Genomic DNA, 25,859 nt, shown 5'->3' with positions numbered 1-25,859 from the left:
ACAACATGCGCGGCAGACCCCTGCCCTAGTTGCGACCTAGGCGCTTCATCAGGCTGTCCAGACGCTCTCCCTGCGGGCTTACGGTGCCGTTCGGCGCGTTCTTGACCGCGTTGTAATAGGCGGCCGGATCATAGGTGACGATGCCGAGGTTCAGGTGATCCACCGTCAGAAGACCCATCGCCGACAGCAGCGAATAGACCGCGACATAACGATCGACCTCGGCCGAGACGCGGTTTGTGCGCGCGTCGAGAAGTTCCTGTTCCGCGTTCAGCACGTCAAGCGTCGTGCGCGCGCCAAGGCGCAATTCTTCGCGCACCCCGTCATAGGCAAGCTGCGACGACCGGACCTGCTGGTCGCTGGCCGCAAGCACCGCCTGCGACACGGCCAGCCGCGCCCAGGCGTTTCCGACGTTCTGGCGCACCTGCAGCACGGTCTGGTGCAGTGACGCGCGCGAGGCGTCGCGCCGCGCCGCCGCCTGGCGGATCGCTGCGGAAATCGACCCGCCGCTATAGATCGTCTGGTTCAACTGCACGCCCGCCGTCAGGTTCGCCGGTCCGGTCGAGGTCACACGCGCCCCGGCATTGCCGGTGATCGACGGTTTCTTCGCGGCCTCGGCGCGCAGGATATTGAACTCGGACGCCTGCACCTCGTGCTGCGCCTGCGCAATGCTGGGGTGCGTGCGTTCCGCGATGGCTTTGGCCTGATCCTCGGACGAGGCAGAGATCGGCGGGCTGGGCGGCGGACGCAAGGTTCCGGGATACTGTCCGACAGCTGCCTTGTAGGCCTCGCGCGCGATGTCGAGATCGCCCAGCGCCGCCGACAGCGATGACCGTGCGGCCGCAAGGCGCGACTCGGCGATGGCGACGTCGGTGCGCGTGACCTCGCCCACCTCGAACCGGTCACGGGCGGCGCGCAGCTGCTCGGTGATCAGGCGCACGTTGTTCTGGCGCAGCTGCACGAATTCGGACGCGCGCAGCACGTCGGTATAGGCCTGCACCGCGGTCAGCAGCACTTGCTGTTCCACCTGCAACAGGCCGTCGCGCGTCGCGAGCACGGTCTCTTTCGCGGCGTCGATGGCCAGTTGCGAGCGTCCGAAATCGAAGAGCGTGATTTCCGCCGTGATCTGGGCGGTGCTGGTCAGGGTCGAGGGCGCGGCAGTCCCCGGGATGGCGGTGAATGTCGAGCCGGCAATGAAGGCAACCACCGGCCGGAGTTGGGCCACCGCCGTTGCCACATCCTCGTCCGCGGCGCGCAACAGCGCGCGGTTCTGTTCCAGAAGATTCGAGTTGCGGTAGGCCAGCACAAGCGCATCGGCAAGGCTTTCGGCGCGCGCGGGTCCGCTCGAAAGCATCATGGCGGCCATTCCGGCGATCAGCACTGACTTGAACCTGAAGATCATCGGAATTCCCTGCAGAGTGGCGGTGTCCGCACGCGCGGTTCAGAACTGGAAAGCTGGGGCTTTCGCGAAGCCCGGCAAGACCGGCGCGGTGCCGTTGAACGCAAAACGCCAGGTCATGCGGCCGTCGATCTTGTAGCCGATGCGGCAGGTGCCCAGCACGCCTTCCATGAAGATCGCCGCGATCCGACCGCCCTCCTTGATCTGGTCGATCAAGGCATCGGGGATCATCTCGACAGCGCCTTCCAGAACGATGACGTCATAGGGTCCGTGCTGCGCGGCCCCCGCGGCAAGGGCGCCCTCCACGACCGCGACGTTGTCGGCGCCGTATTCGGACAGCGCCGTCTGGGCCTCGGACGCCATTGCCGCGTCTTCCTCGAGCGCCACGACAGCCTCGGCCAGATGCGCGATCACGGCAGAGGAATAGCCGTGCCCCGCGCCCACATCGAGAACAAGCGCATTGCGGGTCAGGTCCAGCGCCTCGATCATCTTGGCGAAAGTGCGCGGCTCCAGCAGGACACGGTCTTCGAGGCCCAGCGCGACGTGTTCGCCGACATAGGCCGTCTCGCGCTTGTCGCCCGGCACGAAGCGCTCACGCGGCACGGCGAGCATCGCCTCGATCAGCGGATATTCGGTCACGTCCGAGGGCCGTATCTGGGTGTCGACCATGAAGGTCCGACGAGCGGCGTAATCGGCCATATCTAAACTCATCCGTTCAGTCTTGTCAGAATCGGTGTGCCACAGATGGCGCAAGGCGGCAACGGGCGATGGCAGCTTATCCACGCCCCGTGTCGCGACAACCCGCCGCCCTGCCTCTTGCGCGAGCGGAAACCTTGATATACCTCCCCCTAGCACCACAGCGGCGAGTTGGCGGAGTGGTTACGCAGCGGATTGCAAATCCGTGCACAGGAGTTCGATTCTCCTACTCGCCTCCACGTATCCTGCGGCTCAGATGCGCGTGCTCTTTGGTTTTTCTGGAAGTGTCGCGCGGCTCGCCCCGCAAGCCACAGTTCGCGCCGGGCGTCGTGCTCAGGCCTCAGTCATGCCGCGACCTTCGGCCGGTCGCAGCACCAGTAACAACCATTCCTTCCCGGTCATGAGGCAAGCCGTTCGAACAGTCGCGCGACCGCTTCGGCGCCTGGGTCCACATGACCTTCAAGCTGGTCGGCGTTGATATAGGAGGCGCGGCCCGCCTTGGCGTGCCGGATCGTGGCGGTATGTTCCGCGCCTGCGCGGGCGACGATCGCGGCTTCAGCGATGCCCTTTGCCTGCAACTCGTCCAGCGCGGGCTTGAGGGCGTCGACCATCGTGCGGTCCCCCAGTTGCGCCCCGCCGATACGCTGCATGCGGGCCAGTCCCTCTTGCAGGGCGGCGACCATGCTCAGCCCGCTCGATGCGGCATCGCCTGCGGCGGTGAAGAAGATCGCCAGCAGAACACCGGACGAGCCGCCCATCGTCTGGGTCAGTTCCTGCCCGATCGCCCGGTACAGCTGGGTGTGGTCCGCCAGCGGAAGCCGGTCCAGCGCGCCGATCAGGGCACGGGACGCGCCCGCCAGCGTCGAGCCGGTGTCCCCGTCCCCGGACTTTGCGTCAAGCGCGTTCAGATCCGCCTCGGCGTCGATCAGGATCTGGCAGCAGCGGGTCAGGAACTCCGCCGTTGCCTTGTGTTCGGACGGGATCGGGCGGATCGGGCGCAATCCGTCCGGCAGGTCGAGCACACGCACCGGCGTGATCGCCTTGCATCCCGGCCAGGCCGAGGGCGCGCAGGGCGCAGAGAGCCAGGCGTGATCCTCTGCGGCCAGCGGGAAGACCGAGACCGAGAAGCCGCGCATGTCGAGCGATGTCATCATCGCGGCAGGACCGACGATCAGTTTCAGGTGCCTGCCGATCGCCGACTTGACCAGATCATTGGCAAGGATCGACATTTCCAGTTCCGTCGCGCCGCCAAGGTTGTTGAGAAGGACGACGTGCGGCGTGTCGTCCATGACCGCGGCCAGCTTGGCGGTCACTGCAGCCATCGCCTGTGCCGCATTGTGATAGTCGACCTGTTCCACTCCGGCTTCGCCGTGAATGCCGAGGCCAAGCTCTGCCTTGCCCGCGCCGATGCGGTCCTCCTTGGGCGAGCCGGGCACGGTGCAGGTATCGAGCGACATGCCGATGGACCTGGTGCCTGCGATCACCCGTTCAGCGGCGGCGGTCACGTCGGCGAGGGACGCGCCGCTTTCGGCCATCGCCCCGGCGATCTTGTGCACGAACAGCGTCCCCGCCACACCGCGCGGCTGCGGCAGGTTCGGCAGGGCGATGTCGTCGTCGACGATCACCATGTTGACGTTCAGGCCAAACGCCCGCGCCCGTTCCGCAGCGAGGCCGAAATTCAACCGGTCGCCGGTGTAGTTCTTGACGATCAGCAGGCACCCCGCCGGTCCCGTGACGGCAAGCACCCCTGCAAGAACCGCGTCCACCGAAGGCGAGGCAAAGACATCGCCGCAGACCGCCGCCGTCAGCATCCCCTGGCCGACGAAACCTGCATGGGCGGGCTCGTGTCCCGACCCGCCGCCGGAGACGAGGGCGACCTTGGACCTGTCCCAGTCCGTGCGCAGGACGACGCGGATATGCGGGTAGCCATCCAGCCGAGCCAACGCGCCTCCCGAGGTCTGGATCATGCCGTCGATCGCCTCGGTCACGGTCGCTTCTCTGGAGTTGATGAATTGGGCCATGGTGTCCTCCCTCAGGCCAGTCGCGCGCCAGAGGCGTCGAAATAGAACGGTTTGTCGGGGCGGATCCTGACGATGTCCCCTGATTTGAGGGGCGTGTGCGCATCCGTCACCGTGACGATGTCGTGCGACTTGAACGCCAGGTGCAGGCGGGTCTGGTCGCCCAGACGCTCGACGCGCTGAACGCGGCTTTCCTCACCCTCGCCCTGCACGATCTGTTCGGGGCGCAGGCCGATGCTGCTGGCCCCGGCGGGCGCGCCGCCGAACACATCCGCCGGAAGCACGTTGATACGCGGCTGTCCAAGGCGGCTGGCGGCATAGATGCTGACCGGGGCTTCGTAGATCTCGCGCGGGGGGCCGAACTGAACCAGCTTGCCCTTGTCGAGAACGCCGACGTGGGTGGCCATCGTCATCGCCTCGATCTGGTCGTGGGTCACATAGAGCAGGGTCGCGCCGCTGTCCGCCTGGATCGATTTCAGCTCGACACGCAGATCGGCGCGCAGCTTTGCATCGAGCGAGCTGAGCGGCTCGTCCATCAGGTAGACGGACGGATCGCGCACCAGCGCTCGCCCGATGGACACGCGCTGCATCTCGCCGCCCGACAGCGCCGTCGCCTTGTTGTCGAGCTTGTGGGAAATCTGCAGGACCTCGGCGACCTGCCCGACCTTGCGGTCGATCTCGGCCTTGGGCGTGCGCAGGATCGGCGACTTCAGCGGAAACTCGAGGTTCTGGCGCACCGTGAGGTGCGGGTAGAGCGAGTATTGCTGGAACACCATCGCCACGTTGCGCTGTGCTGGGGCAAGGCCGGCCATGTCCCGCCCGCCGATGGTCACGCGGCCCCCGTCCGGGGAATCCAGACCCGAGACCATGCGCAAGGTGGTGGTCTTGCCCGCCCCGGTCGGTCCAAGCAGGACGACGAAAGACCCGTCCGGTATGGTCATGGTCACATCGTTCAGCGCCACATTTGCGCCGAAGGTCTTGGTCAGGCCGGTCAGCGTCACCTCAGCCATGAGCCAGCACTCCTTCATTGGCGCGGCTGCGCAGGGCGCGGCCCCCGGCGTTCTCGAACAGGGTGATCGTGCGGGCATCAAAGTGCAGGCCCGTCGCCGTGCCGACCGCCACCTTGTCGCTGCTTGCGACGCGCGCCTTGAGCGTGCCGTTCGGCGTGTCCAGGGTGACGATCTGCGTTGTCCCGAGATATTCGGTGGCCACCACCCGGCCGCGATAGGGCGCCGCATCGTCCAGCGTCACATGCTCTGGCCGGACGCCAAGCGTCAAATCACCCTTGGCCCCGTCGATGCTGTGCGGAACCCCGACCGCGACATCGCCGAGGCGCACCTTGTCCTGCCCGGCGTCCACCGTGCCGTTGAAGTTGAGGAAATTCATCGGCGGCGAGCCGATGAACGCTGCCACGAACCGGGTCGCGGGCCAGTCGTAGATGTCTTGCGGCACGCCGAACTGTTCGACGACGCCGTGGTTCATCACCACGATCTTGTCGCCCATCTGCATGGCTTCCAGCTGGTCATGGGTCACGTAGACCGTGGTCGCGCCCATCCGGTCATGCAGCGCGCGCAGCTCTTCGGCCATGTGTTCGCGGAACTCCGCATCCAGCGCGCCCAGCGGCTCGTCCATGAAGAACGCCTTGGGATCGCGCACAATGGCCCGGCCCAGCGCGACGCGCTGGCGGTCGCCGCCCGACAGCCCGCCCACCGGACGGTCGAGGATGTCCGCGATCCCGAGGATGTCCGCCACCTCGGCGACCTTGGCCCTGATCTGCCTGGTTGGCATGCCCTGGCTTTTCAGCGGATAGCTGATGTTGCCGCGCACGTTCATGTGCGGGTACAGCGCGAACATCTGGAACACGAACGCGATGTCGCGCTGGCTGGCGGGCTTCTGGCCGACCTCTTCGCCGTCGATATAGATCTGCCCGGACGTCGGCAGCTCCAGCCCGGCCATCATCCGCAAGGTGGTGGTCTTGCCGCAGCCGGACGGGCCAAGGAGCATGAAGAACTCGCCGTCCTCGATGGTGAAACTCGACGACTGCACCGCGGTGAAGGCCCCGAAATCCTTGCGCACGTTTTCTATTCTGATCTGTGCCATGGGTTCACTCCGGGAAGTGGCTGACGATGACGAACAGGACCGTTCCGGTCAGCGTCACGAGGAAGGACCAGGAATAGAGGCCGATGGCGAAGGGCTGCATCAGCATCAGCACGCCAAGCGCGATGAGCACCGAGGCAACCATTTCCCAAGGGCCGCGACGCAGCCGCAGCAGGCCGTTAATGAAGCCGCTCATTTGCGCACCGCCCCGAACGTGATCCCGCGCAGCAGGTGCTTGCGCAGAAGAATGGTGAAGACCATGACCGGCACCAGGAAGATCGTGGCGCCCGCGGCGACGGCCGGCCAGTCCTTGCCCGACGTGCCGATGATCGTGGGGATGAAGGGCGGCGCGGTCTGCGCGGTGCCGGACGTCAGCAGGACCGCAAAGGCATATTCGTTCCACGCGAAGATCAGGCAGAAGATCGCGGTCGAAGCGATGCCGGTGGCGGCTTGCGGCAGCACGACCTTGTAGAACGCCTGGAACCGCGTGTAGCCGTCGATCAGCGCGGCCTCCTCGTATTCGACGGGGATCTCGTCGATGAACCCCTTCAAGAGCCAAACCGACAGTGACAGGTTCACCGCCGTATACAGCAGGATCATCCCCAGATGGGTGTCGTTCAGGCCAAGGTTGCGGAACATCAGGAAGATCGGGATCGCCACCGCGATGGGCGGCATCATCCGCGTCGACAGGATGAAGAACAGAAGATCGTCCTTGAGCGGCACCCTGAACCGGCTGAACGCATAGGCCGCCGCCGTGCCAAGGATCATGCACAGCGCGGTCGACCCGAAGCCGATGATGACCGAGTTCAGGAACCGCTCGCCATAGCGTGACGCGCCGGTGATGACGGTGCCCTGATCGCGCGCGATCTGCTCGTACCAGTTCCGTGGCGCTCCCGCTGCGTCCAGCATGTCCTGCGTGGCGCGGGTGCGGTCGGTGAACAGGTTGACGTAGCCTTCCAGCGTCGGCTCGAACAAGACCTTGGGCGGGTAGGCAATGGAATCCGGGCCGGACTTGAAGCCGGTCGCGACGATCCACAGCAGCGGCGCGATGGTGACAAGCGCATAGCCGACGACAAGGATGCCCGCGACCCACTTGATCCTGTTGGTGGGCTCGGTGACGGAAAAGCTCATCTCTGTTTCACCTTGTTCAGGGCCTTCACGTAGATCGAGGCCAGCCCGAAGACGGTGACGAACAGGATCACCGCATAGGCCGAGGAATAGCCGGTGCGCCACTTCTCGAAGGCTTCGCGCTTGAGATCGATCGAGGTCAGCGTGGTGGTATTGCCCGGACCTCCGCCGGTCAGTTGCACCACGAGATCGAACATCTTGAAGTTCTCGATCCCGCGGAACAGGACCGCCAGCATCAGGAACGGCAGCACCATGGGCACCGTGATCGTCCAGAACTGCCGCCACTTGCTCGCGCGGTCGCATTCGGCGGCTTCATAGATGCTGTCCGGGATGGACCGCAGGCCCGCCAGACAGATCAGCATCACAAAGGGCGTCCACATCCAGGTGTCAGCGATCACGATGGCCCACGGCGCAAGGTTCACGTCGCCGATCATCGAGAAACTGGCGGGATCAACGCCGGTGAAGAAGGCGATGACGTAGTTGAACAGGCCGATCTGCGGTTGGTACAGGAACGTCCAGAAGTTGCCGACGACGGCGGGCGACAGCATCATCGGAAACACGATGATCGTGGTCCAAAGATCGTTGCCCCGGAAGTTCTTGTTGATCAGGTAGGCCAGCGCGAAGCCGATCAGCACCTGCAACACGATGGTCCAGATCAGGAAATGCGCGGTGGCCTGCATGGTGGCCCAGATGTCCGGGTCCGTCAGGATGCGCTCGTAGTTGCGCAGGCCGACCCATTCGACCTCGCGGTTCGGGCGGTTCACCCGGAAATCGGTAAAGCTGAGCCGGATCGTCCAGATCAGCGGAAAGATATTGACCGCCAGCAGCAGGAAGATCGTCGGAGCGACGAATATCCACGCGATGGTCCGGTCGGAAAATCCACGGATGCGGCGCGCCATGCCCGCTGGCGTTGCCCGTGCGATCTTGTCGATGGGTGTGTCCGTCATGTGCCTCGCCCCGGTGGCGCCTTGGCAATGCCCGGCGCCTTGTCTCTTGAATAGGGCTCCCGGCGGCATGACGTGCCGCCGGGAGCGGCCGGACCGTCACCGGCCCGACAGGGAGGAGCGTTACAGCTTGCCTTCGTCCTCGAAGACCTCGGTCCAGTCCCGCACCAGCCCGTCAAGAGCTTCCTGCGCGGTGCCTTCGCCTGCAATGACGTAGTTGTGGATGCGTTCCTGCATGGGCAGCAGCAGGTCGGCGTAGGCAGGCTCGGCCCAGAAATCCTTTACGATCGCCATGCTGTCGAGGAAGGTCTGTGCGTAGGGCTGGCTGGAGGCAAAGCCGGGGTCCTCGACCACCGCGCGCAGGGCTGAATAGCCGCCCAGTTCCCACCAGCGGGCCTGGATCTGGGGCTGTGCGAACCACTGGATATACTCCAGCGCCGCATCCTGCTTTTCCGAGTAGGCCACGACCGAGATGCCCTGCCCGCCAAGCTGCGCGAACTGGCCCGCCGGACCGGCCGGATTGGGGAAATAGCCGGAACGTCCGCCACCGACATTCGGATCAGCCTCGACACCCGGCCAGATGAACGCAAAGTTCATCTGAAGCGCGACCTGACCCGACCGATACGCGTCGATATTCTCGCCCATGTACCAGTTTGACGATCCGGGCGGCGTGGCGGTGTCGTAGAGATCCTTGTAATACTCAAGACCCGCGACCGCGCCTTCGGAATTCACGAAGCCGTCGATGGCATAGGGCTGGGCGGGGTCTTCGTACATGAACCCGTAATTGTAGAGAGCGTTCGTCACGCCCATCGTGATCCCCTCCGAGCCGCGCTCGGTGTAGATCGCGGCGCCGTAGACCGTGGTTCCGTCGATGTCCCGGCCCTGAAAGAACTGGGCGATGTCCTTAAGCTCTTCCAGCGATGCGGGCACGCCCAAGGGACGGCCATGCTCGGCCTGAAAGGCCTCCTGAAGCTCGGGACGCTCGAACCAGTCCTTGCGGTAGGTCCAGCCGACCACGTCGCCGAAGGCCGGAAGCGCGTAGTAGTTGGGCGTGTTCTTGGGCCACTCGGCATAGCCCGTCACCGTCGCCGGGATGAAATCGGCCATGTCGATGCCGTTGGCGTCGAAGAAATCATTGAGCTTGACGTAGTGACCGTTCTCGGCGCCGCCGCCGATCCACTGGCTGTCACCGATCATTAGGTCGCAAAGCTGGCCGCCCGAGTTGAGTTCGTTCAGCATCCGGTCCGCGAACGAGGTCCACGGCACGAATTCGAAGTTCATGGTGTGGCCGGACTGCGCCTCGAAGTCCTTGGACAACTCGATCAGCGCGTTCGCCGGGTCCCAAGCCGCCCAGCACAGGGTCAGGTCTTCGGCCGAGGCGGACGTGGCAGCACCCGCGACCAAGGCGGTAGCGGCAGCCGAAATCAGGTATTTCGTCTTCATTTGGTTTCCTCCCAGTTGCACCGCCACGGCCCTCCTGCCGAAGCTTTACTGACGCCAAGAGATAGATGAGGTGCGCACCTCAAAGCAAGCAATTCCTGAGGTGCGCACCTCATTTCACCTTGTCACCACAGTATCGAGCAGCCATGATGGGCGCAGTTAGGCCAGCAAAATCAGGGCTTTCAGCAATATGAGACCGACCACGAAAGACCTTGCCAAAGCGGCCGGCGTCAGCCTTGCAACGGTTGACAGGGTGCTCAATGGACGGTCGGGCGTGCGCGACAAGACGGTCCGGGCCGTCAACGAAGCCATCGAGAGAATCGGCTTCGAGCGCAACCAGGTCGCCGCCACGCTCGCCCGGCAGCGCGCCTATCGGTTCGCCTTTGCCCTGCCCCGTTCGGGCGATGAGTTCCTTGAAGAGATCATCGACCGCATCCGCGAATTCGACAAGGCGGGCCGCGCCGAGATGGTCGAGGCCGACGTGATCCGCCTTGACGACCGCGACCCCCACCGCACGGCACGGACGCTGTCGCGCCTGTCCCCCGAGGACATCGACGGGATCGCGATCATGGCCCCCGAGACACCGCAGATTCGCGACGCCTTGCTGCGAATGCGCGAGCGCGGGATCAGGACGATCCCCTTCGTGACCAACCAGCAGGAGGACGGCGGAGAAGGCTTTGTCGGGATCGACAACCGGGGCGCGGGCGCCACGGCGGGGCGTCTGATGGGGCGGTTCATCGGCCCCGCCGCCGGGTCCATCGTCGTGCTGACCGAGACGACGCAATCGCGCGACAGCCTTGAGCGCCGCCTTGGGTTCGACGGCGTCATCAACCGCGACTACCCGGACCTCACGATCCTGCCGACGCTTGAGACACACGGCGATCCGGGCCGCGCCCAGCACGTCCTGCGCAACGCCCTGCACTCCCACGACGACGTGGTCGGGCTTTATTTCATGGGCGCCGAGGCGCGGATTCCGATCGAGGTCGCGCGCGCCCTTGGGGCGACCGAGGGGCGCGTCACGATTGCCCATGAACGCACACCGGCAACGGAACGCGCGCTGCGGACGGGCGAGCTTGACGCGGTCATTCACCAGGATCCCGGCCATCTGGTGCGCAGCGCCATCCGCATCCTGCGCGCCAAGTGCGAAAACCGGGCGACGCTGGCCTCGCAGGAACGCATCCGCACCGAGATCCTGATCGCAGAGAACGTGTGAGGCTTTGGCCTGCAAGGCCGTTGCCATCAACCCATAATGCGAAACTTAGCCAACTGACGAAGTTTATCCTTGCGTGGACCGGCGCCGCGGAATAGTTAGACGTATGACTAAGCATGATCCCGATCTGTCCCTTGTGTTCCATGCCCTTGCAGACCCGACGCGGCGCGCGATGCTGGCGCGGCTTGCGGCGGGGCCCGCTCCGGTAAGCGATCTGGCAAGGCCGACCGGCCTGCGCCTGCCAACCGTGATGCGGCACCTTTCGGTGCTGGAAGACGCCGGGCTGATCGCCACCACCAAGGAGGGCCGCGTGCGGACCTGCGCCATGGTGCCCGAGGCGCTGACCCCGGTGCAGTCCTGGCTCGAAGAGCAGCGCGCTCTTTGGGACGCACGGCTCGACCGGCTGGATGCCTATGTGATGACCCTGATGGAGACGCGTGACACATGACCCCCGACCTCAATCCCGAGACCGACCTCAGCTTTACCCGCACGCTGGCGGTGCCTCGACAGCTTGTGTGGGACTGCTGGACACAAGCGGAACACATCCCGCATTTCTTCATTCCCGCTCCGCACAAGGTGACGGAGGTCGACATCGACCTTCGCGTCGGCGGGCGCTTCAACACCGTCTTCGACGTGGATGGCAACCGGATGGACAACACCGGCGTCTACCTCGAGATCGTGACGGGCGAAAAGCTTGTGTTCACCGACACTTACACCGAAGGGTGGAAGCCGGCGCCAGACCCGTTCATGACGGCGATCCTGCTGTTCAGCGATGCCGAGGGCGGCGGCACGACCTATACCGCCATCGCCCGCCACAGATCACCCGAGACGCGCAAGTCGCACGAGGAGATGGGGTTTTTCGACGGCTGGGGCACGGTCACAACGCAGCTTGAGGCCTATGCCAGGGGGCTGCGCGCCTGATGGACCGTTTCGCCACCCTGACCTTCGAGCGGCAGGCCGCCGCGCCGGTCGATGCCCTCTGGCAAGCGTGGACCTCCCCCACGGCGCGGGCCATCTGGGCACCGCCCGCACCGGGCGTGACGGTCGAGTTTCTCGAGGCCGACAGCCAGGTCGGCGGGCGCGAGGTCTCGATCTGCCGGGCGCCCGGACACCCCGATATCCGGGCCGAGTGCATCTGGCTGCATCTTGAGACGGACAGGCGCAGCGTCGGCACGGAAGTGCTGTCGAGCGACGGCGCGGCCCTGTCGGCCGCGCTGGTCACCGCCGACTTCGAGACGCGCGGCGACGGCAGCCACATCACCGTGACGGTGCAACTGTCGCCCCTCGCGCAGGACATGGCCGAGGGGTATCGGCAGGGCTTCGCGGCCGGGCTGGAAAACCTGGCGGGTGTCGCCGCGCGCACGATGGTCCTTCGCCGTGTGATCGACGCGCCAAGGGATGTCGTCTGGGGTGCCTGGGTGAATGCCGAGACGCTGCCGCAGTGGTGGGGGCCAGAGGGCTTTTCCTGCCGCACGGACCGGATCGACCTGCGCTCTGGCGGAGAGTGGGTCTTTGACATGATCGGGCCGGATGGCACAGTCTACCCGAACCATCATCACTATATCGAGGTGCGAGAGCAGGCGCGGCTGTCCTACACCCTGCTGGCCGGAGAGAACGGGCCGAAGCACGCAGACGCCTGGGCGACCTTCGAGGAATCCGGGGGCGCAACCGTCGTGACGCTTGGCATGGTCTTCAACACGGCGGCGGAATTCGCCGCCGCGAAGGGGTTCGGCGCACAGGAGCTTGGGATGCAGACGCTGGGCAAGCTTGCGCGGTTCGTCGGCGACAGGTGATGGCGCCCCGCCGGGGTGATCCTTGCGGCGCCAGCATTGTTTGCACCTGCCCGCGCGGGCGTGTTGAGTAGACCTGTCCTTGCCGGGATGCCCGCCAACCGGGCGATCCCCGTCCCGAACAGGTGGTTCCGATGCCCCCCGCGCGTCCAGACATACCCGACACGCCCGGTTTCACCGCCCTGATCGCAGAGGCGGCCGAGGCGCTTGGCCTGTCCGATGCGCACGCCATCCCGCTCGCCCGCGCCAAGGACCGAACGCACGAGCGCTGCGTCGTCGCGCTGGCAGGCGGCGGGCGCATGGTCGCGGTCAAGATCGATCTGCGCGGGGACGACACCGGACGGCTTGCACGGGAACACGTCCAGCTTGTCCGCCTGCGTCCGCTGTTCGCCGCTGCGGATGGCGCCGCCCTGATCGAGCCGATCCTGCTGGGCGGCAATGGCCGCTTTCTCGTCACCGGCCTCGTTGAAGCGCCGACGATGCTGGAGACCTTGGACGCGGGACCTGCCCCCGCCGACGCGCGGGCGCTGTTCACGGCAGCGGGACGCTGGCTGCGGGTGCTGCATTCGGCGGACACCGCAGAGATCGCGCCATTCTGGCCGCGCTGGATGATCGAGCGGTTGCAAGAGCTGGCGAGTGGACCGGCGCAAGCCGACCCGGCGCGGGCGCAGGCGGTGACGAACGCCATCGCCGAGAGGCTGCGCGCCCTGCGTGGAACGAACGCGACCGAGGGCCTGTGCCACCGCGATTTCCACGCCAACAACCTGCTGTTCGACGGACAGACCGCCACCGGGCTGGACCTGACCGAAGTGACCCGAAAGCTGGCGCTCTATGACATCGTCGATCTTCTGCGGGCGGATGTGCAACTGGTGCTGGACGGGCCGCTTCACCCCTCGGGGATCGCGCAGACCACGATCGAGGCCTTTGTCGCCGGGTATGGCCCGCTGCCCGATCCCCGGCTGTTCGAGGCGGCCATGCAGGCGCGGCTGGCGATGGACTGGCTGACCGTCACGCCCGAGCGCTTTGCCACCTCCGCCGCCCAGCGCCACCGGTTCGACACGCTCAGCCTGCGGCTGCGATCCGTTCTGCCGATCTGATCCGGGCGGCAAGGGCCGCGATGCGGCCCGCCACCTCGGGCCGCACCGGGCCTTCGTTCGGAGCGTCGCGCAGGGCGGTGAACAGCGTCTCGCGCGGGGCGCGGGCGCGACTGTTGCCGGACCAGGGCACGGCGCGCAGGATCGCTTCGGCCTCTGGCGGCAGGCGGTCCGGGATCTCGGCTCCGGTCAGGGTCGCCCAGACGCCGGACCACAACCGCCCCACCGTCCAGGGGTTGTAGCCGCCACCCCCGGTCACGAAGTAGCGCGGGCTGAGGGGGCGCAGCGCCGCCACCACCTGCCAATGCGCGTTGTTCGACAGCGACAGGCGCGACAGCGGGTCTTCCTCGACCGCGTCGGCGCCGCATTGCAGGACCACGGCATCAGGCCGGTGCGCGGCGACGGCGGGCAGGATCACGCTGTCCAGCGCGGCGCGCATCTCGGTGTCGTTGAAGCCGCGCGGCACCGGCAGGTTGAACACGTTGCCCGCGCCCTGATCGGCCAGCGCGCCGGTGAACGGCCAGCGCCGTTCCTCGTGCACCGACACCAGCAGCATGTCTGGATCATCGCGGAACGCGTGATCGACGCCGTCGCAATGATGCGCGTCGATGTCGACATAGGCGATCCGCCGCACGCCCATCCGGCGCAGCGACAGAAGGCCCAGCACCGGGTCATTGAGATAGCAGAAGCCGTTGGCGCGGTCCGGCATTCCGTGGTGCGTGCCGCTGGCGGGCGAATAGACCACGCCGCCCTCTGCCAGCATCTCGCCCGCAAGGATCGATGCCCCCGCCGCCGTGGCGGGACGGCGGAAGACTTCGGGGTAGACCGGGTTGGAATGGGTGCCAAGGTGATGCCTCTGCCGAACCGCGTCACTCACGGTCTGGTCACGCTCGGCCGCCTGCAGCGCGGCGATGTAGCGGGGCGTGTGGAAGGCGTGCAGCGCAGCAGGCCGTGCGCGGGGCGAGGGGACGAACTGCGCGCGCGGCAGCCAGCCCAGCGCGCGGCACAGGTGCATGACAGTGGACACGCGCGGCACCCGCAGCGGGTGCCAGCCGCCATAGGACGAGCCGCGATAGATCTCGGAGCCGATGAAGACCGGCAGGGTCATTGCGACAGGAGCGCCTCGATCCGAGTGCGGATACGCGGCGACATCGGATCGACGCCGGACCCGTAGGTGTCGATCACGGTGCCGTCCGGCCCGATCAGCACCTTGTTGAAGTTCCAGTTCGGCACGAAGCCTTCCGTCTCGCGCAGCCAGGCGTAGAACGGATGCGCCTCGCGTCCTCGCACGGGTGTGATCTCGGTCATCGGCAGGTCGAGGTCGAAGTTCACCGCGCAGAATTCCTTGACCGCCGCCTCGTCGCCAAGCTCTTGCGCGAAGTCGTCCGACGGCACCGCCAGAACCAGAAGCCCGCGTGCGCGGTAGGTGTCATAAAGCGCCTGAAGCCCATCGTATTGCGGGGTGTAGGCGCACAACGACGCGGTATTGGCCACCAGCACCGGGCTGCCCTGCCAGTCGGCGCTGTCGATGGTTCCGCCGTCGATGGACCGGAAACTGAAGCCGCCGATGGACTCGATCGCATACGCCGGGGCGGCAAGGGCAAGCGACAGGATGACGATAACGGCGCGCAGCATGGGGGGACCTCCGTTGTCATGCAGAAACTATGGCCGCGCTACATGGGGTCAAGACAATCACATGCAGTTGCCTCTTGGGCTTTGCGCAATCATGGCGTATCCTCCATGTCCAATAATGGCGGCGATCCATCGCGGCCCAGAGCGGTCAGGTAAATTTTGAGCATTGCCAAGCCAAAGCAGCAGCCCATGCGGCTGCCTTCGTCGTCAAAGCGCGACGTGCGGACCCAGTTCGGGGCCGTCTGCTACCGCATGCGCAAGGACAAGACCGAAGTGCTGCTTGTCACCAGCCGCACGACCGAGCGCTGGATCACGCCCAAGGGCTGGCCGGTCGAGGGCGCGACCCCCAGCGACGCGGCCGCGACCGAAGCCTGGGAAGAGGCGGGCGCGATCGGCAAGGTGTCGACCCTGTGCCTTGGGATCTATTCCTACATCAAGCTGGCCGAGGCGCCGGACGAGACCGACATGCCCTGCGTCGTGGCGCTGTTTCCCTTCAAGGTCACAGAGCTTGCCGACGACTACCCCGAGGCAAAGGATCGGCGCCGCCGCTGGTGTTCGCCGCAAAAGGCCGCCACGCTGGTGGACGAGCCGGAATTGCGCGAGATCCTCAAGGTCTTCGACGCGCGCAACCTGCCGCGCTGACGCACGGGGGCGATTGATCGCCCCGCGCCGGTGACTATGTTCGGCGGATCGTTTTGACGGGACAGATGGAATGATCCGCTACGCGCTCAAATGCTCGAACGCCCATGACTTCGAAAGCTGGTTCCAGTCGTCGGGCGCCTACGACACGCTGCGGGCGTCGGGCCATGTCGCCTGCCCGAATTGCGGCGACACCGTGGTCGACAAGGCGCTGATGGCGCCCGGTGTTCCGGCGGCGCGGCGCGACGAGCGAACGGTTCCCGCGCTGTCGGCACCGTCGCACCCGCTTGAGGAAAAGCTGCGCAAGATGCGCGCCGAGGTCGAGAAGAACGCCGAGTATGTCGGCACCGATTTCGCCCGCCAGGCCCGCGCAATCCATGATGGCGAACGGGATAGCAAGCCGATCTGGGGCGAGGCGCGGCCCGACGAGGCGCGCCGCCTGATCGAGGACGGCGTGCCGGTGGCCCCCCTGCCCTTCATGCCAACGCGCAAGGCGAACTGATGCGCGTGCTGGTCACGGGGGCCAACCGTGGGATCGGTGCCGCGCTGCTGGACGGCTACCGGAGCGACGGCGCCACGGTGTTCGGCACCACGCGGGCGGCGGGCGGCGCAGACGGTCTGATCGCAGCCGACGTCACCCGGCCCGGCGATCTGGCCACGCTGTCCGCAACGCTCGGCGCCGACCCACTCGATGTGCTGATCTGCAACGCCGGTGTCTATCCCGACAAAGTGCAGGCGCTGGGCACCGGCTATCCCGCCGCGATGTGGGCGGATGCCTTTGCGGTCAACGTCACCGGCGTGTTCCTGACCGTGCAGGCCCTTCTGCCGCAGCTTCGCGCGGCGCGCGGCAGGATCGCGATCATCTCCAGCCAGATGGCCAGCCACACCCGCGCGCCCGGCGGCAGCTATGTCTACCGCGCGTCCAAGGCGGCGGCGCTGAACCTTGGGCGCAACCTTGCCACCGATCTGCGCGGTGACGGCGTGAGCGTCGGGATCTATCACCCCGGCTGGGTGCGCACCGACATGGGCGGCGGCAGCGCCGAGATAGCGGTGGACGAGGCGGCGGCAGGCCTGAAGGACCGCATCGCCGAATTGTCGCTGGACAGCACGGGGTGCTTCCGCACCTGGGACGGGCGCGACCACCCCTATTGATCCGGCGCGCCACTCGCCGCGATTGACCACCCCCTTGGCTAACCCTATAGAGCGCCCGTTCACCTCTCTGACGGGACCAGACCCGGCCTCATGCCCATTCTCGTGATGAAATTCGGCGGCACGTCCGTCGCCACGCTCGACCGCATCCGCCGCGCCGCAAAGCGCGTGGGCCGCGAGGTTGCCAATGGCTATGACGTCATCGTCATCGTCTCGGCCATGTCCGGCAAGACCAACGAACTGGTCGGCTGGGTCAACGAGACCTCGCAATTCTACGACGCGCGCGAATATGACGCGGTGGTGTCGTCGGGCGAGAACGTGACGGCGGGCCTGATGGCTCTGACCTTGCAGGAAATGGATGTCCCCGCACGCAGTTGGCAGGGCTGGCAGGTGCCGCTACTGACCAACAGCGCCCACGGGGCTGCGCGGATCGAGGACATCCCGCCCGCCAACATCCTGTCGAAGTTTGCCGCAGGCATGAAGGTCGCCGTTGTCGCGGGCTTTCAGGGCGTCAGCCCCGAGGGCCGGATCACCACGCTGGGCCGTGGCGGATCGGACACCACCGCCGTCGCCTTCGCCGCCGCCTTCGGCGCGGAACGCTGCGACATCTACACCGACGTGGACGGCGTCTATACCACCGACCCGCGGATTTCCGACAAGGCACGCAAGCTGGACCGCATCGCGTTCGAGGAGATGCTGGAACTGGCGTCGCTGGGTGCAAAGGTGCTGCAGACCCGTTCGGTCGAGCTGGCGATGCGCTTTGGCGTGAAACTGCGCGTGCTGTCGAGTTTCGAGGAAATGGATGACAACGCGGGCACCCTTGTCTGCGCCGAGGAGGATATCGTGGAAAGCAAAGCAGTGGCCGGTGTCGCCTATAGCCGCGACGAAGCGAAGATGACCCTGATCTCTGTCGCCGACCGCCCCGGCATCGCGGCGGCGATCTTCGGCCCGCTGGCCGATGCGGGCGTGAATGTCGACATGATCGTGCAGAACATCGCCGAGGATGGCCGCACCGACATGACCTTTTCCTGCCCCATCGATCAGGTCGCGCGGGCCGAGAAGGCAATGACGGACGCCAAGACCAGGGGCGAGATCAACTTTCACGACCTGGTCGCGGACAAGGACGTGGCCAAGGTGTCGGTCGTCGGGATCGGCATGCGCAGCCATGCGGGCGTCGCGGCGACGATGTTCAAGGCGCTGCGCGACGAGGGCATCAACATCAAGGTCATCACCACGTCCGAGATCAAGATTTCTGTCCTGATCGACCGCAAGTACATGGAGCTTGCAGTGCAGGCGCTGCACGACGCGTTCGAGCTAGAAAAGGCCTGAACCGCCCAGCAAATTGGCGGAGCTGAAAGCAAACGGATCAACGCCCGGGCGGCCTGCAAGCGGCCCGGCGCTTGCAACACGTTCAGCGGGAAAATCCGTTCCGTTCCACAGATCGCTGTGATTTAAGCCGAACAGAAGGCCGCACGAGGCGGGGTCGAGGGACATGCCCGACAGAACCGAAAGCGAAAGCCGCAAGCTTCTCGGACGCTTGCGCGATACGCTGGCCGACGAAAGCGCGGGCCAGACCCGACTTGACCGGATCACCCACCTGATCGCGGACTCGATGGGCACCGAAGTGTGCTCGATCTACCTGTTCCGCGACGCCGAAACGCTTGAGCTTTGCGCGACCGAGGGCCTCAAGGCCGAAGCCGTGCACCAGACCCGGATGCGGGTCGGCGAGGGCCTTGTGGGCCGCGTCGCCCGGGCCGCGACGCCGGTGAACACCAAGGATGCACCGTCGGAACGCGGCTTTCGCTACATGCCCGAGACCGGCGAGGAAATCTATTCGTCGTTCCTGGGCGTGCCGATCCAGCGTCTGGGCGAAACACTTGGCGTGCTGGTCGTGCAGTCCAAGGAAGAGCGGCTGTTTTCTGACGATGCGATCTACGCGCTGGAAGTCGTGGCGATGGTGCTTGCCGAGATGACAGAGCTTGGTGCCTTCGTCGGCGAAGGCGCCGCGCTGGCCAAGCCGCACCAGCAGGCGGTGCTGATCCGCGGCGGCACCGGGCAGGAAGGCACCGCCGAAGGGCATGTCTGGCTGCACGAGCCGCGTGTCGTCATCACCAACCTCGTCGCCGACGATCCCGAGGCCGAACGCCAGCGGCTCCACGATGCCGTCGACCGGCTGCGCGTGACCGTCGATGATCTGCTGAAGTCCGTGACCTCGACCGACAAGGACCAGCGCGATGTGCTGGAAACCTACCGGATGTTCGCCAACTCGCGCAGCTGGATGCGCCGGATGGAGGAAGACATCTCGCGCGGGCTGTCGGCAGAGGCGGCGGTCGAGAAAGAACAATCCTCGGCTCACGCCCGGATGGGCCAGGTGCCCGATCCCTACCTGCGCGAACGGCTGCATGATCTGGACGATCTGTCGAACCGGCTGCTCCGCATCCTGTCGGGACAGGGCCGCGACACCGGCGCCGAGATTCCCGCCGATCCGATCCTCGTTGCACGCAACATCGGTCCGGGCGAGTTGCTGGACTATGGCCGCTCTCTCAAGGGCGTGGTGCTGGAACAAGGCTCGGTCGGCAGCCATGCCGCAATCGTCGCCCGCGCGCTGGCGATTCCGCTGGTCATCAACGCGGCCCGCATCACCACCGAGGCGCTGAACGGCGATCCGATCCTTGTCGACGGCGATCAGGGCATCGTCCACCTGCGCCCCGAGGAAACCGTGACCAAGGCGTTCCGCGACAAGATCGCGATGCAGGCCGAGGCGCAGCAACGCTACGTCTCGCTGCGCGGCCTTCCGGCCGAGGCGAAGTGTGGCACGGTGATCGACCTACATATGAACGCCGGGCTCATGGCCGACCTGCCGTCGCTGGACGGCTCCGGCGCGCAAGGTGTCGGCCTGTTCCGCACCGAGCTGCAGTTTCTCGTGCGCAACACCATGCCACGCCGGTCGGAGCTGGCCAGCATCTACGCGCGCGTTCTGGATGCGGCGAAGGGCAAGCCGGTGGTGTTCCGCACCCTCGACATCGGGTCGGACAAGGTGCTGCCCTACATGAAGCCTAACGAGGAACCGAACCCCGCGCTGGGCTGGCGGGCGATCCGGGTCGGCCTCGACAAGCCCGGCGTGATGCGGATGCAGCTTCAGGCGCTGATCCGTGCCGCCAACGGCCGCCCCCTGACGCTGATGTTCCCCTTCGTCGCGCAGCTCGAGGAATTCCGCGCCGCGCGCGCCCATGTCGACCGCGAGATCGAGCGCGAGCGCGCGCTGGGCCACCCCCTGCCATCCGAGTTGAAGGTTGGCGCGATGCTGGAAACGCCCAGCCTCGCCTTCGCGCCCGATGCCTTCTTCCGCGAGGTCGATTTCATCTCGATCGGCGGAAACGATCTGAAACAGTTCTTCTTCGCCGCCGACCGCGAGAACGAACTGGTCCGGCGCCGCTACGACACGCTCAACGTCAGCTTCCTGACGTTTCTGCAGGGCATCGTGCAGCGCTGCGCCGAGCATGGCACGCCGCTGTCGTTCTGCGGTGAGGATGCAGGCCGGCCGGTCGAGGCAGTGTGCTTCGCTGCCATCGGCATGCGTGCGCTGTCGATGCGCCCCGCCTCCATCGGTCCGGTCAAGAGCCTGGTGCGCCGGGTCGATCTGGCCGAGGCAAAGGCCGTCATCGACGAGGCGTTCGGCAGCGGCGCGCAAAGCGTGCGCGCGGCGGTGACGGACTGGCTGGCGCGGTCCACCGCCTGATCGCGCACATGAAAAGGGGCACCCCGAAGGGTGCCCCAAGTCGGTCAGACTTCTGCGAAGATCACATGCCGACGATCGCGCCGATCCGGTTGACCTCGTCTGTGCCCATCTCGCTCGACGTGGCGAGCGTGTAGATTTCCGCCTTCTGGCTGGTGGACAGGTTCGAGACGTCGACGCTGGTGTAGCCGGTGCTGACCAGAGCGTTCTCCACCGCAGCGTCGAACTGCGACTGCTCCATGTTCAGCACGACCAGCAGCGTTTCGGGGTCGTTCATGTCGACGGCGCCCGATCCGGCAAGGATACCGCGCACGCGCTGCATCGCGGTGCCTTCGTCATCGGTCGAGGTGGTGGCCGCGTAAAGCTCCGACACTTCCTCGTCAGTCAGAAGCGCCACGTCCACGTCCATGCCATAGGTCGCCAACTCGTTGGCGACGGTCTGGCGCAGCTGGTCGGCATCATCCATGCTCATCCCGGTGCTGTTGTCGGCGATCACGGCACGCACCCGCTGGGCCACGTCACCGCTGTCGTCGGTCGAGGTGATGATGGTGTAAAGCTCGGCAACCTGCTCCTGGCTCAGGGTCGACACATCGATGTCCATCCCCAGGGTCGCAATCTCGTTGGAAACCGTGTTGCGGATCTGGCTGTCCTGCGCGGTTGCGACACCTGCGGTTGCGGTTGCCAGAACAAGTGCGGTCGTCGTGAGAAGACGTTTCATATCAAAAGTTCCTTTCGTCCTATCGTGTCCCGGCAGTGCGCCGGTTCGGGTGTGGAACACGGGGCCACGACGAAGGGTTCCTGCAACTTCAAGTACTTGTGAGGTTTCGCCGCGTAAGGCAACCGCCTTCCGCAGCCCTCAGCTGGGCGGCTCGCCCGCGTCCCGGCGAACCACCGCCCCCGTGATCCCGTCCCAGGCATCGCCGGGGACCAGCGACAGCCCCAGGACGCGGTCCGGGTTGGTCGGCGGCGGCATCTCTACCCCGTCCAGCCGCGTGAAGCCGAAGCGCCCGTAGTAGGGCGCATCGCCCACCAGCATCGCGCGCGTCCAGCCAAGCGCGCGCGCCCGCTGCAGGCTCTCGCGGATCAGAAGACCGGCCAGCCCCTCGCCCTGCCGCGTCGGGTGCACCGCCACCGGTCCCAGCAAGAGCGCCGCCGCCCCGGCAGTGCCGACGCGCACCGGCCAGTAGCGGATCGCGCCCTCAAGAATGCCGAGGGTGTCGCGCGACACCAAGCACAGCGGCCCGACAGGCGCCACATCCTCGCGCAGGCGATAGGACGACAGCGCCGTGCGGCCCGGCGCAAAGCACAGATCGAACAGCGCCTCGACCTCCCACCAGTCGTCAGGACGTTCTTCGGCGATACGGTCCAAGGCTGTCCTCCCAGCACTGGATTTGGCCGTAGCATGGGGCTAGGTCAGCAACAACACGGCGCAAGGGACCCCCCGCATGTTCTACCAGCCCAAGGACGGCCACGGCCTGCCGCACAACCCGTTCAACGCCATCGTCACGCCGCGGCCCATCGGCTGGGTGTCGACGCGGGGCGGCGACGGTCACGACAACCTTGCGCCCTATTCCTTCTTCAACGCCGTCGCCTACACGCCGCCGCAGGTGATGTTCGCCTCCACCGGCAGCAAGGACGACCGCGACGGCACCAAGGACAGCGTCGGCAACATCCGCGATACCGGCGTGTTCTGCATGAACATCGTGCCCTATGCGATGCGCGACGCGATGAACGCCACCTCGGCCACCCTGCCGCGTGGCACCGACGAATTCGCCCGCGCGGGCCTGGACAAGCTGGGTTGCGAAACCATCGACTGCGCGCGCGTCGCGGGCTGCCCGGCACATCTCGAATGCAGGGTCACGCAGATCGTGACACTGGAAGGCCCCGCCAACATCGCCGTCTTCGGAGAGGTAACGGGCATCCACATCGACGAGCGCTACCTTGTGGGCGGGATGCTCGACATCACCCTCTACCAGCCGCTCTCGCGCCTCGGCTACCGCGACTACACGCGCATCGCAGACGTGTTCAGCCTGCGCCGCCCGGACGACTGACTTCCCGCTTCTCTTTGGTCTCAAATACCTCCGGGGTGAATGGCCCGCAGGGCCAGAGGGGCAGAGCCCCTCGCCCCCGGGCGGCGCAGCGCAGCGGAGCGTCCGGGACATGTCTTGCGCCGCAGGCGCTCCTCCTTCGCGCGCTCACACGCCAAGGCACCAGCGCAGGATCGCCTTTTGCGCGTGCAGACGGTTCTCGGCCTCGTCGAAGACCACCGACTGCCGCCCGTCCATCACCTCGCTCGTGACTTCCTCGCCGCGGTGGGCGGGCAGGCAGTGCATGAACAGTGCGTCCGGCTTGGCGTGGCGCATCAATTCGGCGTTCACCTGGTAGGGGCGCAGCTGGTTGTGCCGCCGCTCGCGCGCGGACTGGCTGTCGTGCATCGAGATCCAGGTGTCGGTGACGACAAGGTCCGCGCCGGTGACGGCAGCGGCGGGGTCACGCTCGATCCGCACCTTGCGGCCCTTTTCGCGGCCATAGCGCAGGTATTCGGCGTCGGGATCCAGCGTCTGCGGCCCGGAGAAGGTCACGTCGAAGCCGAATTGCCCCGCCGCATGCAGGAACGACGAGAACACGTTGTTGCCGTCCCCGCACCACGTCACCTGCGCATCGGCGATCGGCCCCCGGTGTTCCTCGTAGGTCATCACGTCGGCCATGATCTGGCAGGGATGGCTGCGGTCGGTCAGCCCGTTGATCACCGGCACCGTCGCGTTGTCGGCCATCTCGTGAAGCACCGCCTCGTCGAAGGTGCGCAGCATGATGAGGTCGACATAGCGCGACAGCACGCGGGCCGTGTCGCCGATGGTCTCGCCATGACCAAGCTGCATGTCGCTGCCCGACAGCACCATCGTCTCGCCGCCCATCTGCCGCACGCCAAGATCGAAGGACACCCGCGTCCGGGTCGAGGGTTTCTCGAAGATCAGCGCGACCATGCGGCCCGCCAATGGCTGCTCGTCGTCTGCGGCACCCTTGGGCCGGTCTTGCCGCGCGGATTTCATCGTCGCGGCGTGGTCGATCATCTGCCGCAAATCGGCGGGGTCGGTGGTGTGGATGTCTAGGAAATGGGTCATCTGTCGTCTCGTATCGCGGGCAGGAAAAAGGGTGGACCGGATCATGGACCGCCGGATCAGGGGTCGTATTCCATCACCAGAACAGGGTCGCCGTCCTCGCACGGGGCGGTGAAGCGGGGCTGAAACCCCGCTGACGTGTAGGCGCGGATCGCGCGGGCATTGTCCGGGTCTGGATCGACAAGGACGGCCGGAAAGCGGTCGCGCAACACCCCGGCCCTCGCGCGCAGATAGGCGGCGGCGTGGCCCTTTCCGGCAAAGGCAGGCTCGCCCAGGAAGGTATCGACCGCGCGCGCACCGGATGCAAACGCCTCGTATTGCGGCATCGGCCAGTGATGCGCCGGATAGTCCTGCACATAGGCAAAGGGCGCGCCGTCCACCGTGACGATGCGCATGTCCGTCGGGCCGCTGTCCATATCCGCCTCGATCAGGGCGATCTCCTCCTCGGGATCGCCCCACCAGGCGCGCACATGCGGTTCGGCCAGCCAGCGGCGCAAGAGCGGGTAATCGCTCCGCGCCACCGGCCGGAAGCCGTAGTCAGGCCGCATCGCCCGTCACCCTGGCCGCTGCCCGGCCCAGCCGGTCCACCGCTTCGCCGATCTCCTCGTCGGTGATGGTCAGGGGCGGCAGCAGGCGCACCACGTTGTCCCCCGCAGGCACCGTCAGCACATGCTCGGCATAGCCTGCGGCGACCACATCGCTGTTGGTCGCGCGGCATTTGAGGCCCAGCATCAGCCCCGATCCCCGCACGCCCTCAAAGACGTCCGGGTGCGCCGCGACCAGCCCTTCCAGCTTTTGCCTGAGCAGGCCCGCCTTGCGGTTCACCTCGGCCAGGAATTCGGCATCGGCGATGATCTCCATCACCTTGGCGCCGACCGCGCAGCCCAAGGGGTTGCCGCCATAGGTCGACCCGTGGGTGCCCGCCGTCATGCCGCTCGCCGCCTCTTCGGTCGCAAGCACCGCGCCAAGGGGAAAGCCGCCGCCGATGCCCTTGGCGATCATCATGATGTCGGGGCTGACCCCGGCCCATTCATGGGCGAACAGCTTGCCGGTCCGGCCCATGCCGCATTGCACCTCGTCGAAGATCAGCAGGATGCCATGCTCGTCGCACAGATCGCGCAGGCCCTTGAGACACTGGTCAGGAACCGGGCGGATGCCGCCCTCGCCCTGCACCGGCTCGATCAGGATCGCCGCGGTGTACTCGGTGATGGCGGCGCGCAGCGCGTCATGATCGCCAAACTCCAGATGGGTGAACCCGGGCAGCAGCGGCGCGAAGCCCTTGGTCATCTTCTCGGACCCGGCAGCCGCGATCCCGGCAGAGGACCGGCCGTGGAACGAGCCGGAGAAAGTGATGATGTCGGTCCGCTCGGGCTGTCCTGCGTCAAAGAAATGCTTGCGCGCCATTTTGACCGCCAGCTCGCAGGCCTCGGTGCCCGAGTTGGTGAAGAACACCGTATCGGCGAAGGTCGCGTCGACCAGACGGTCGGCAAGGTCTTCCTGCTGCGGGATGCGGTAGAGGTTCGAGACATGCCACAGCGTCTCGCCTTGGGTCTTCAGCGTCTCGACCAGCGCCGGGTGCGCATGACCCAGCGCATTCACGGCGATCCCGGCGCCGAGGTCGAGGTATCGCGCGCCGCCTTCCTCGAAAAGCCAGCTGCCCTGCCCCTTCACGAAGGTCAGGGGCGCGCGGTTGTAGGTCGGAAGGATCGACGGGATCATGGAGATATCCTCGGGAACAGGAGGCTCTGAGAGGTGCATGACCGACAGGGCC

Annotated in this window: 27 protein-coding genes and 1 tRNA gene; 12 read left to right on the top strand and 16 right to left on the bottom strand. The window is 66.3% G+C overall.

What is annotated here, in order from left to right; genetic code table 11:
- Positions 1-25: 25 nt before the first annotated feature.
- The gene (locus tag KTJ87_RS09840) at positions 26-1,399 is read right to left on the bottom strand and encodes a TolC family outer membrane protein (RefSeq protein ID WP_267138946.1); all 1,374 of its coding nucleotides are present in this window, start codon (positions 1,397-1,399) and stop codon (positions 26-28) included.
- 39 nt (positions 1,400-1,438) lie between these two features.
- On the bottom strand, positions 1,439-2,095 hold the full coding sequence (locus KTJ87_RS09835; RefSeq protein WP_267138945.1) for a protein-L-isoaspartate O-methyltransferase family protein: 657 nt from the start codon (positions 2,093-2,095) through the stop codon (positions 1,439-1,441).
- A gap of 162 nt (positions 2,096-2,257) precedes the next feature.
- On the opposite strand from KTJ87_RS09835, the gene KTJ87_RS09830 reads away from it, so the two are divergent.
- Positions 2,258-2,331: transfer RNA gene (locus KTJ87_RS09830), tRNA-Cys, on the top strand.
- A gap of 159 nt (positions 2,332-2,490) precedes the next feature.
- On the opposite strand, the gene KTJ87_RS09825 is transcribed toward KTJ87_RS09830, so the two are convergent.
- The 7 genes from KTJ87_RS09825 to KTJ87_RS09795 all read right to left on the bottom strand — a co-directional run bounded on the left by KTJ87_RS09825 (position 2,491) and on the right by KTJ87_RS09795 (position 9,722).
- Complete coding sequence (locus KTJ87_RS09825) at positions 2,491-4,113, bottom strand: dihydroxyacetone kinase subunit DhaK (protein ID WP_267138944.1); 1,623 nt, start codon at positions 4,111-4,113, stop codon at positions 2,491-2,493.
- 11 nt (positions 4,114-4,124) lie between these two features.
- Complete coding sequence (locus KTJ87_RS09820) at positions 4,125-5,120, bottom strand: ABC transporter ATP-binding protein (protein WP_267138943.1); 996 nt, start codon at positions 5,118-5,120, stop codon at positions 4,125-4,127.
- Positions 5,113-6,210, bottom strand: coding sequence for an ABC transporter ATP-binding protein (locus tag KTJ87_RS09815; RefSeq protein WP_267138942.1), 1,098 nt, complete (start codon positions 6,208-6,210; stop codon positions 5,113-5,115). The genes KTJ87_RS09820 and KTJ87_RS09815 overlap by 8 nt, the downstream gene beginning before the upstream one ends.
- Before the next feature lie 4 nt (positions 6,211-6,214).
- Positions 6,215-6,403 carry a hypothetical protein gene (locus tag KTJ87_RS09810; RefSeq protein ID WP_267138941.1) on the bottom strand — a complete coding sequence of 63 codons (189 nt, stop codon included), beginning with the start codon at positions 6,401-6,403 and terminating at the stop codon, positions 6,215-6,217.
- A complete protein-coding gene (locus KTJ87_RS09805; RefSeq protein WP_267138940.1) occupies positions 6,400-7,338 on the bottom strand; it encodes a carbohydrate ABC transporter permease in 939 nt (312 codons plus the stop codon). Before KTJ87_RS09805 ends, KTJ87_RS09810 begins: the two co-directional genes overlap by 4 nt.
- Positions 7,335-8,282 (bottom strand): carbohydrate ABC transporter permease, encoded by a 948-nt coding sequence (locus KTJ87_RS09800; protein WP_267138939.1) that lies wholly within the window; start codon positions 8,280-8,282, stop codon positions 7,335-7,337. Before KTJ87_RS09800 ends, KTJ87_RS09805 begins: the two co-directional genes overlap by 4 nt.
- Positions 8,283-8,402: 120 nt before the next feature.
- A complete protein-coding gene (locus KTJ87_RS09795; RefSeq protein WP_267138938.1) occupies positions 8,403-9,722 on the bottom strand; it encodes an ABC transporter substrate-binding protein in 1,320 nt (439 codons plus the stop codon).
- A gap of 187 nt (positions 9,723-9,909) precedes the next feature.
- Between KTJ87_RS09795 and KTJ87_RS09790 the strand changes: the two genes are divergently transcribed.
- The 5 genes from KTJ87_RS09790 (at position 9,910) to KTJ87_RS09770 (ending at position 13,816) form a co-directional block, all read left to right on the top strand.
- A complete protein-coding gene (locus KTJ87_RS09790) occupies positions 9,910-10,932 on the top strand; it encodes a LacI family DNA-binding transcriptional regulator (protein ID WP_267138937.1) in 1,023 nt (340 codons plus the stop codon).
- A 103-nt stretch (positions 10,933-11,035) separates the two neighbouring features.
- A complete protein-coding gene (locus KTJ87_RS09785; protein ID WP_267138936.1) occupies positions 11,036-11,377 on the top strand; it encodes an ArsR/SmtB family transcription factor in 342 nt (113 codons plus the stop codon).
- A complete protein-coding gene (locus KTJ87_RS09780) occupies positions 11,374-11,850 on the top strand; it encodes an SRPBCC family protein (protein ID WP_267138935.1) in 477 nt (158 codons plus the stop codon). The genes KTJ87_RS09785 and KTJ87_RS09780 overlap by 4 nt, the downstream gene beginning before the upstream one ends.
- Entirely contained in the window at positions 11,850-12,722 is an 873-nt protein-coding gene (locus KTJ87_RS09775) for an SRPBCC family protein (RefSeq protein ID WP_267138934.1), read from the top strand. Before KTJ87_RS09780 ends, KTJ87_RS09775 begins: the two co-directional genes overlap by 1 nt.
- Positions 12,723-12,853: 131 nt before the next feature.
- The gene (locus KTJ87_RS09770) at positions 12,854-13,816 is read left to right on the top strand and encodes an aminoglycoside phosphotransferase family protein (protein WP_267138933.1); all 963 of its coding nucleotides are present in this window, start codon (positions 12,854-12,856) and stop codon (positions 13,814-13,816) included.
- On the opposite strand, the gene KTJ87_RS09765 is transcribed toward KTJ87_RS09770, so the two are convergent.
- Together KTJ87_RS09765 and KTJ87_RS09760 are read right to left on the bottom strand one after the other, a co-directional pair.
- Positions 13,782-14,921 carry an acetoin utilization protein AcuC gene (locus KTJ87_RS09765; protein WP_267138932.1) on the bottom strand — a complete coding sequence of 380 codons (1,140 nt, stop codon included), beginning with the start codon at positions 14,919-14,921 and terminating at the stop codon, positions 13,782-13,784. The genes KTJ87_RS09770 and KTJ87_RS09765 overlap by 35 nt on opposite strands.
- Positions 14,918-15,448 carry a glutathione peroxidase gene (locus tag KTJ87_RS09760; protein ID WP_267138931.1) on the bottom strand — a complete coding sequence of 177 codons (531 nt, stop codon included), beginning with the start codon at positions 15,446-15,448 and terminating at the stop codon, positions 14,918-14,920. Before KTJ87_RS09760 ends, KTJ87_RS09765 begins: the two co-directional genes overlap by 4 nt.
- 186 nt (positions 15,449-15,634) lie before the next feature.
- On the opposite strand from KTJ87_RS09760, the gene KTJ87_RS09755 reads away from it, so the two are divergent.
- From KTJ87_RS09755 to ptsP, 5 genes are all read left to right on the top strand, one after another.
- Positions 15,635-16,087, top strand: a complete 453-nt coding sequence (locus tag KTJ87_RS09755) for an NUDIX hydrolase (protein ID WP_267138930.1) — start codon at positions 15,635-15,637, stop codon at positions 16,085-16,087.
- Positions 16,088-16,157: 70 nt separating this feature from the next.
- Complete coding sequence (locus KTJ87_RS09750; RefSeq protein WP_267138929.1) at positions 16,158-16,586, top strand: DUF1178 family protein; 429 nt, start codon at positions 16,158-16,160, stop codon at positions 16,584-16,586.
- Entirely contained in the window at positions 16,586-17,236 is a 651-nt protein-coding gene (locus tag KTJ87_RS09745; RefSeq protein ID WP_267138928.1) for an SDR family NAD(P)-dependent oxidoreductase, read from the top strand. Before KTJ87_RS09750 ends, KTJ87_RS09745 begins: the two co-directional genes overlap by 1 nt.
- Before the next feature lie 90 nt (positions 17,237-17,326).
- Positions 17,327-18,562 (top strand): aspartate kinase, encoded by a 1,236-nt coding sequence (locus tag KTJ87_RS09740; protein ID WP_267138927.1) that lies wholly within the window; start codon positions 17,327-17,329, stop codon positions 18,560-18,562.
- A 163-nt stretch (positions 18,563-18,725) separates the two neighbouring features.
- Positions 18,726-20,972: a phosphoenolpyruvate--protein phosphotransferase gene (gene ptsP / locus KTJ87_RS09735; protein WP_267138926.1), complete on the top strand. Its 2,247-nt coding sequence runs from the start codon at positions 18,726-18,728 to the stop codon at positions 20,970-20,972.
- 61 nt (positions 20,973-21,033) lie between these two features.
- Here ptsP and KTJ87_RS09730 read toward each other — a convergent pair whose 3' ends face one another.
- Entirely contained in the window at positions 21,034-21,687 is a 654-nt protein-coding gene (locus tag KTJ87_RS09730) for a hypothetical protein (RefSeq protein ID WP_267138925.1), read from the bottom strand.
- A 138-nt stretch (positions 21,688-21,825) separates the two neighbouring features.
- Positions 21,826-22,338 (bottom strand): GNAT family N-acetyltransferase, encoded by a 513-nt coding sequence (locus tag KTJ87_RS09725; protein WP_267138924.1) that lies wholly within the window; start codon positions 22,336-22,338, stop codon positions 21,826-21,828.
- Positions 22,339-22,414: 76 nt separating this feature from the next.
- Here KTJ87_RS09725 and KTJ87_RS09720 point away from each other — a divergent pair, with 76 nt between their 5' ends.
- Positions 22,415-23,020, top strand: coding sequence for a flavin reductase family protein (locus KTJ87_RS09720; protein WP_267138923.1), 606 nt, complete (start codon positions 22,415-22,417; stop codon positions 23,018-23,020).
- Positions 23,021-23,164: 144 nt separating this feature from the next.
- On the opposite strand, the gene argF is transcribed toward KTJ87_RS09720, so the two are convergent.
- The 3 genes from argF to KTJ87_RS09705 are packed head-to-tail and all read right to left on the bottom strand — an operon-like array spanning position 23,165 to position 25,807.
- Positions 23,165-24,091: an ornithine carbamoyltransferase gene (gene argF / locus KTJ87_RS09715; protein WP_267138922.1), complete on the bottom strand. Its 927-nt coding sequence runs from the start codon at positions 24,089-24,091 to the stop codon at positions 23,165-23,167.
- Positions 24,092-24,147: 56 nt separating this feature from the next.
- Positions 24,148-24,636, bottom strand: a complete 489-nt coding sequence (locus tag KTJ87_RS09710) for a GNAT family N-acetyltransferase (RefSeq protein WP_267138921.1) — start codon at positions 24,634-24,636, stop codon at positions 24,148-24,150.
- Positions 24,626-25,807, bottom strand: a complete 1,182-nt coding sequence (locus KTJ87_RS09705) for an aspartate aminotransferase family protein (RefSeq protein WP_267138920.1) — start codon at positions 25,805-25,807, stop codon at positions 24,626-24,628. Before KTJ87_RS09705 ends, KTJ87_RS09710 begins: the two co-directional genes overlap by 11 nt.
- Between the last annotated feature and the right edge of the window lie 52 nt (positions 25,808-25,859).

Origin of the sequence: Anianabacter salinae (assembly GCF_019061145.1) — a bacterium.
GTDB classification, from domain to species: Bacteria; Pseudomonadota; Alphaproteobacteria; order Rhodobacterales; family Rhodobacteraceae; genus Anianibacter; species Anianibacter salinarum.
Note: the sequence above shows the minus strand (reverse complement) of the source record. Positions and strands in the feature narration are given on the sequence as shown.

Bases quoted from the DNA above. Each gene is read 5' to 3' on its own strand.
- KTJ87_RS09840 (WP_267138946.1), bottom strand. From the start codon at position 1,399: ATGATCTTCAGGTTCAAGTCAGTGCTGATCGCCGGAATGGCCGCCATG.
- KTJ87_RS09835 (WP_267138945.1), bottom strand. From the start codon at position 2,095: ATGGCCGATTACGCCGCTCGTCGGACCTTCATGGTCGACACCCAGATA.
- KTJ87_RS09825 (WP_267138944.1), bottom strand. From the start codon at position 4,113: ATGGCCCAATTCATCAACTCCAGAGAAGCGACCGTGACCGAGGCGATC.
- KTJ87_RS09820 (WP_267138943.1), bottom strand. From the start codon at position 5,120: ATGGCTGAGGTGACGCTGACCGGCCTGACCAAGACCTTCGGCGCAAAT.
- KTJ87_RS09815 (WP_267138942.1), bottom strand. From the start codon at position 6,210: ATGGCACAGATCAGAATAGAAAACGTGCGCAAGGATTTCGGGGCCTTC.
- KTJ87_RS09810 (WP_267138941.1), bottom strand. From the start codon at position 6,403: ATGAGCGGCTTCATTAACGGCCTGCTGCGGCTGCGTCGCGGCCCTTGG.
- KTJ87_RS09805 (WP_267138940.1), bottom strand. From the start codon at position 7,338: ATGAGCTTTTCCGTCACCGAGCCCACCAACAGGATCAAGTGGGTCGCG.
- KTJ87_RS09800 (WP_267138939.1), bottom strand. From the start codon at position 8,282: ATGACGGACACACCCATCGACAAGATCGCACGGGCAACGCCAGCGGGC.
- KTJ87_RS09795 (WP_267138938.1), bottom strand. From the start codon at position 9,722: ATGAAGACGAAATACCTGATTTCGGCTGCCGCTACCGCCTTGGTCGCG.
- KTJ87_RS09790 (WP_267138937.1), top strand. From the start codon at position 9,910: ATGAGACCGACCACGAAAGACCTTGCCAAAGCGGCCGGCGTCAGCCTT.
- KTJ87_RS09785 (WP_267138936.1), top strand. From the start codon at position 11,036: ATGACTAAGCATGATCCCGATCTGTCCCTTGTGTTCCATGCCCTTGCA.
- KTJ87_RS09780 (WP_267138935.1), top strand. From the start codon at position 11,374: ATGACCCCCGACCTCAATCCCGAGACCGACCTCAGCTTTACCCGCACG.
- KTJ87_RS09775 (WP_267138934.1), top strand. From the start codon at position 11,850: ATGGACCGTTTCGCCACCCTGACCTTCGAGCGGCAGGCCGCCGCGCCG.
- KTJ87_RS09770 (WP_267138933.1), top strand. From the start codon at position 12,854: ATGCCCCCCGCGCGTCCAGACATACCCGACACGCCCGGTTTCACCGCC.
- KTJ87_RS09765 (WP_267138932.1), bottom strand. From the start codon at position 14,921: ATGACCCTGCCGGTCTTCATCGGCTCCGAGATCTATCGCGGCTCGTCC.
- KTJ87_RS09760 (WP_267138931.1), bottom strand. From the start codon at position 15,448: ATGCTGCGCGCCGTTATCGTCATCCTGTCGCTTGCCCTTGCCGCCCCG.
- KTJ87_RS09755 (WP_267138930.1), top strand. From the start codon at position 15,635: ATGCGGCTGCCTTCGTCGTCAAAGCGCGACGTGCGGACCCAGTTCGGG.
- KTJ87_RS09750 (WP_267138929.1), top strand. From the start codon at position 16,158: ATGATCCGCTACGCGCTCAAATGCTCGAACGCCCATGACTTCGAAAGC.
- KTJ87_RS09745 (WP_267138928.1), top strand. From the start codon at position 16,586: ATGCGCGTGCTGGTCACGGGGGCCAACCGTGGGATCGGTGCCGCGCTG.
- KTJ87_RS09740 (WP_267138927.1), top strand. From the start codon at position 17,327: ATGCCCATTCTCGTGATGAAATTCGGCGGCACGTCCGTCGCCACGCTC.
- ptsP (WP_267138926.1), top strand. From the start codon at position 18,726: ATGCCCGACAGAACCGAAAGCGAAAGCCGCAAGCTTCTCGGACGCTTG.
- KTJ87_RS09730 (WP_267138925.1), bottom strand. From the start codon at position 21,687: ATGAAACGTCTTCTCACGACGACCGCACTTGTTCTGGCAACCGCAACC.
- KTJ87_RS09720 (WP_267138923.1), top strand. From the start codon at position 22,415: ATGTTCTACCAGCCCAAGGACGGCCACGGCCTGCCGCACAACCCGTTC.
- argF (WP_267138922.1), bottom strand. From the start codon at position 24,091: ATGACCCATTTCCTAGACATCCACACCACCGACCCCGCCGATTTGCGG.
- KTJ87_RS09710 (WP_267138921.1), bottom strand. From the start codon at position 24,636: ATGCGGCCTGACTACGGCTTCCGGCCGGTGGCGCGGAGCGATTACCCG.
- KTJ87_RS09705 (WP_267138920.1), bottom strand. From the start codon at position 25,807: ATGATCCCGTCGATCCTTCCGACCTACAACCGCGCGCCCCTGACCTTC.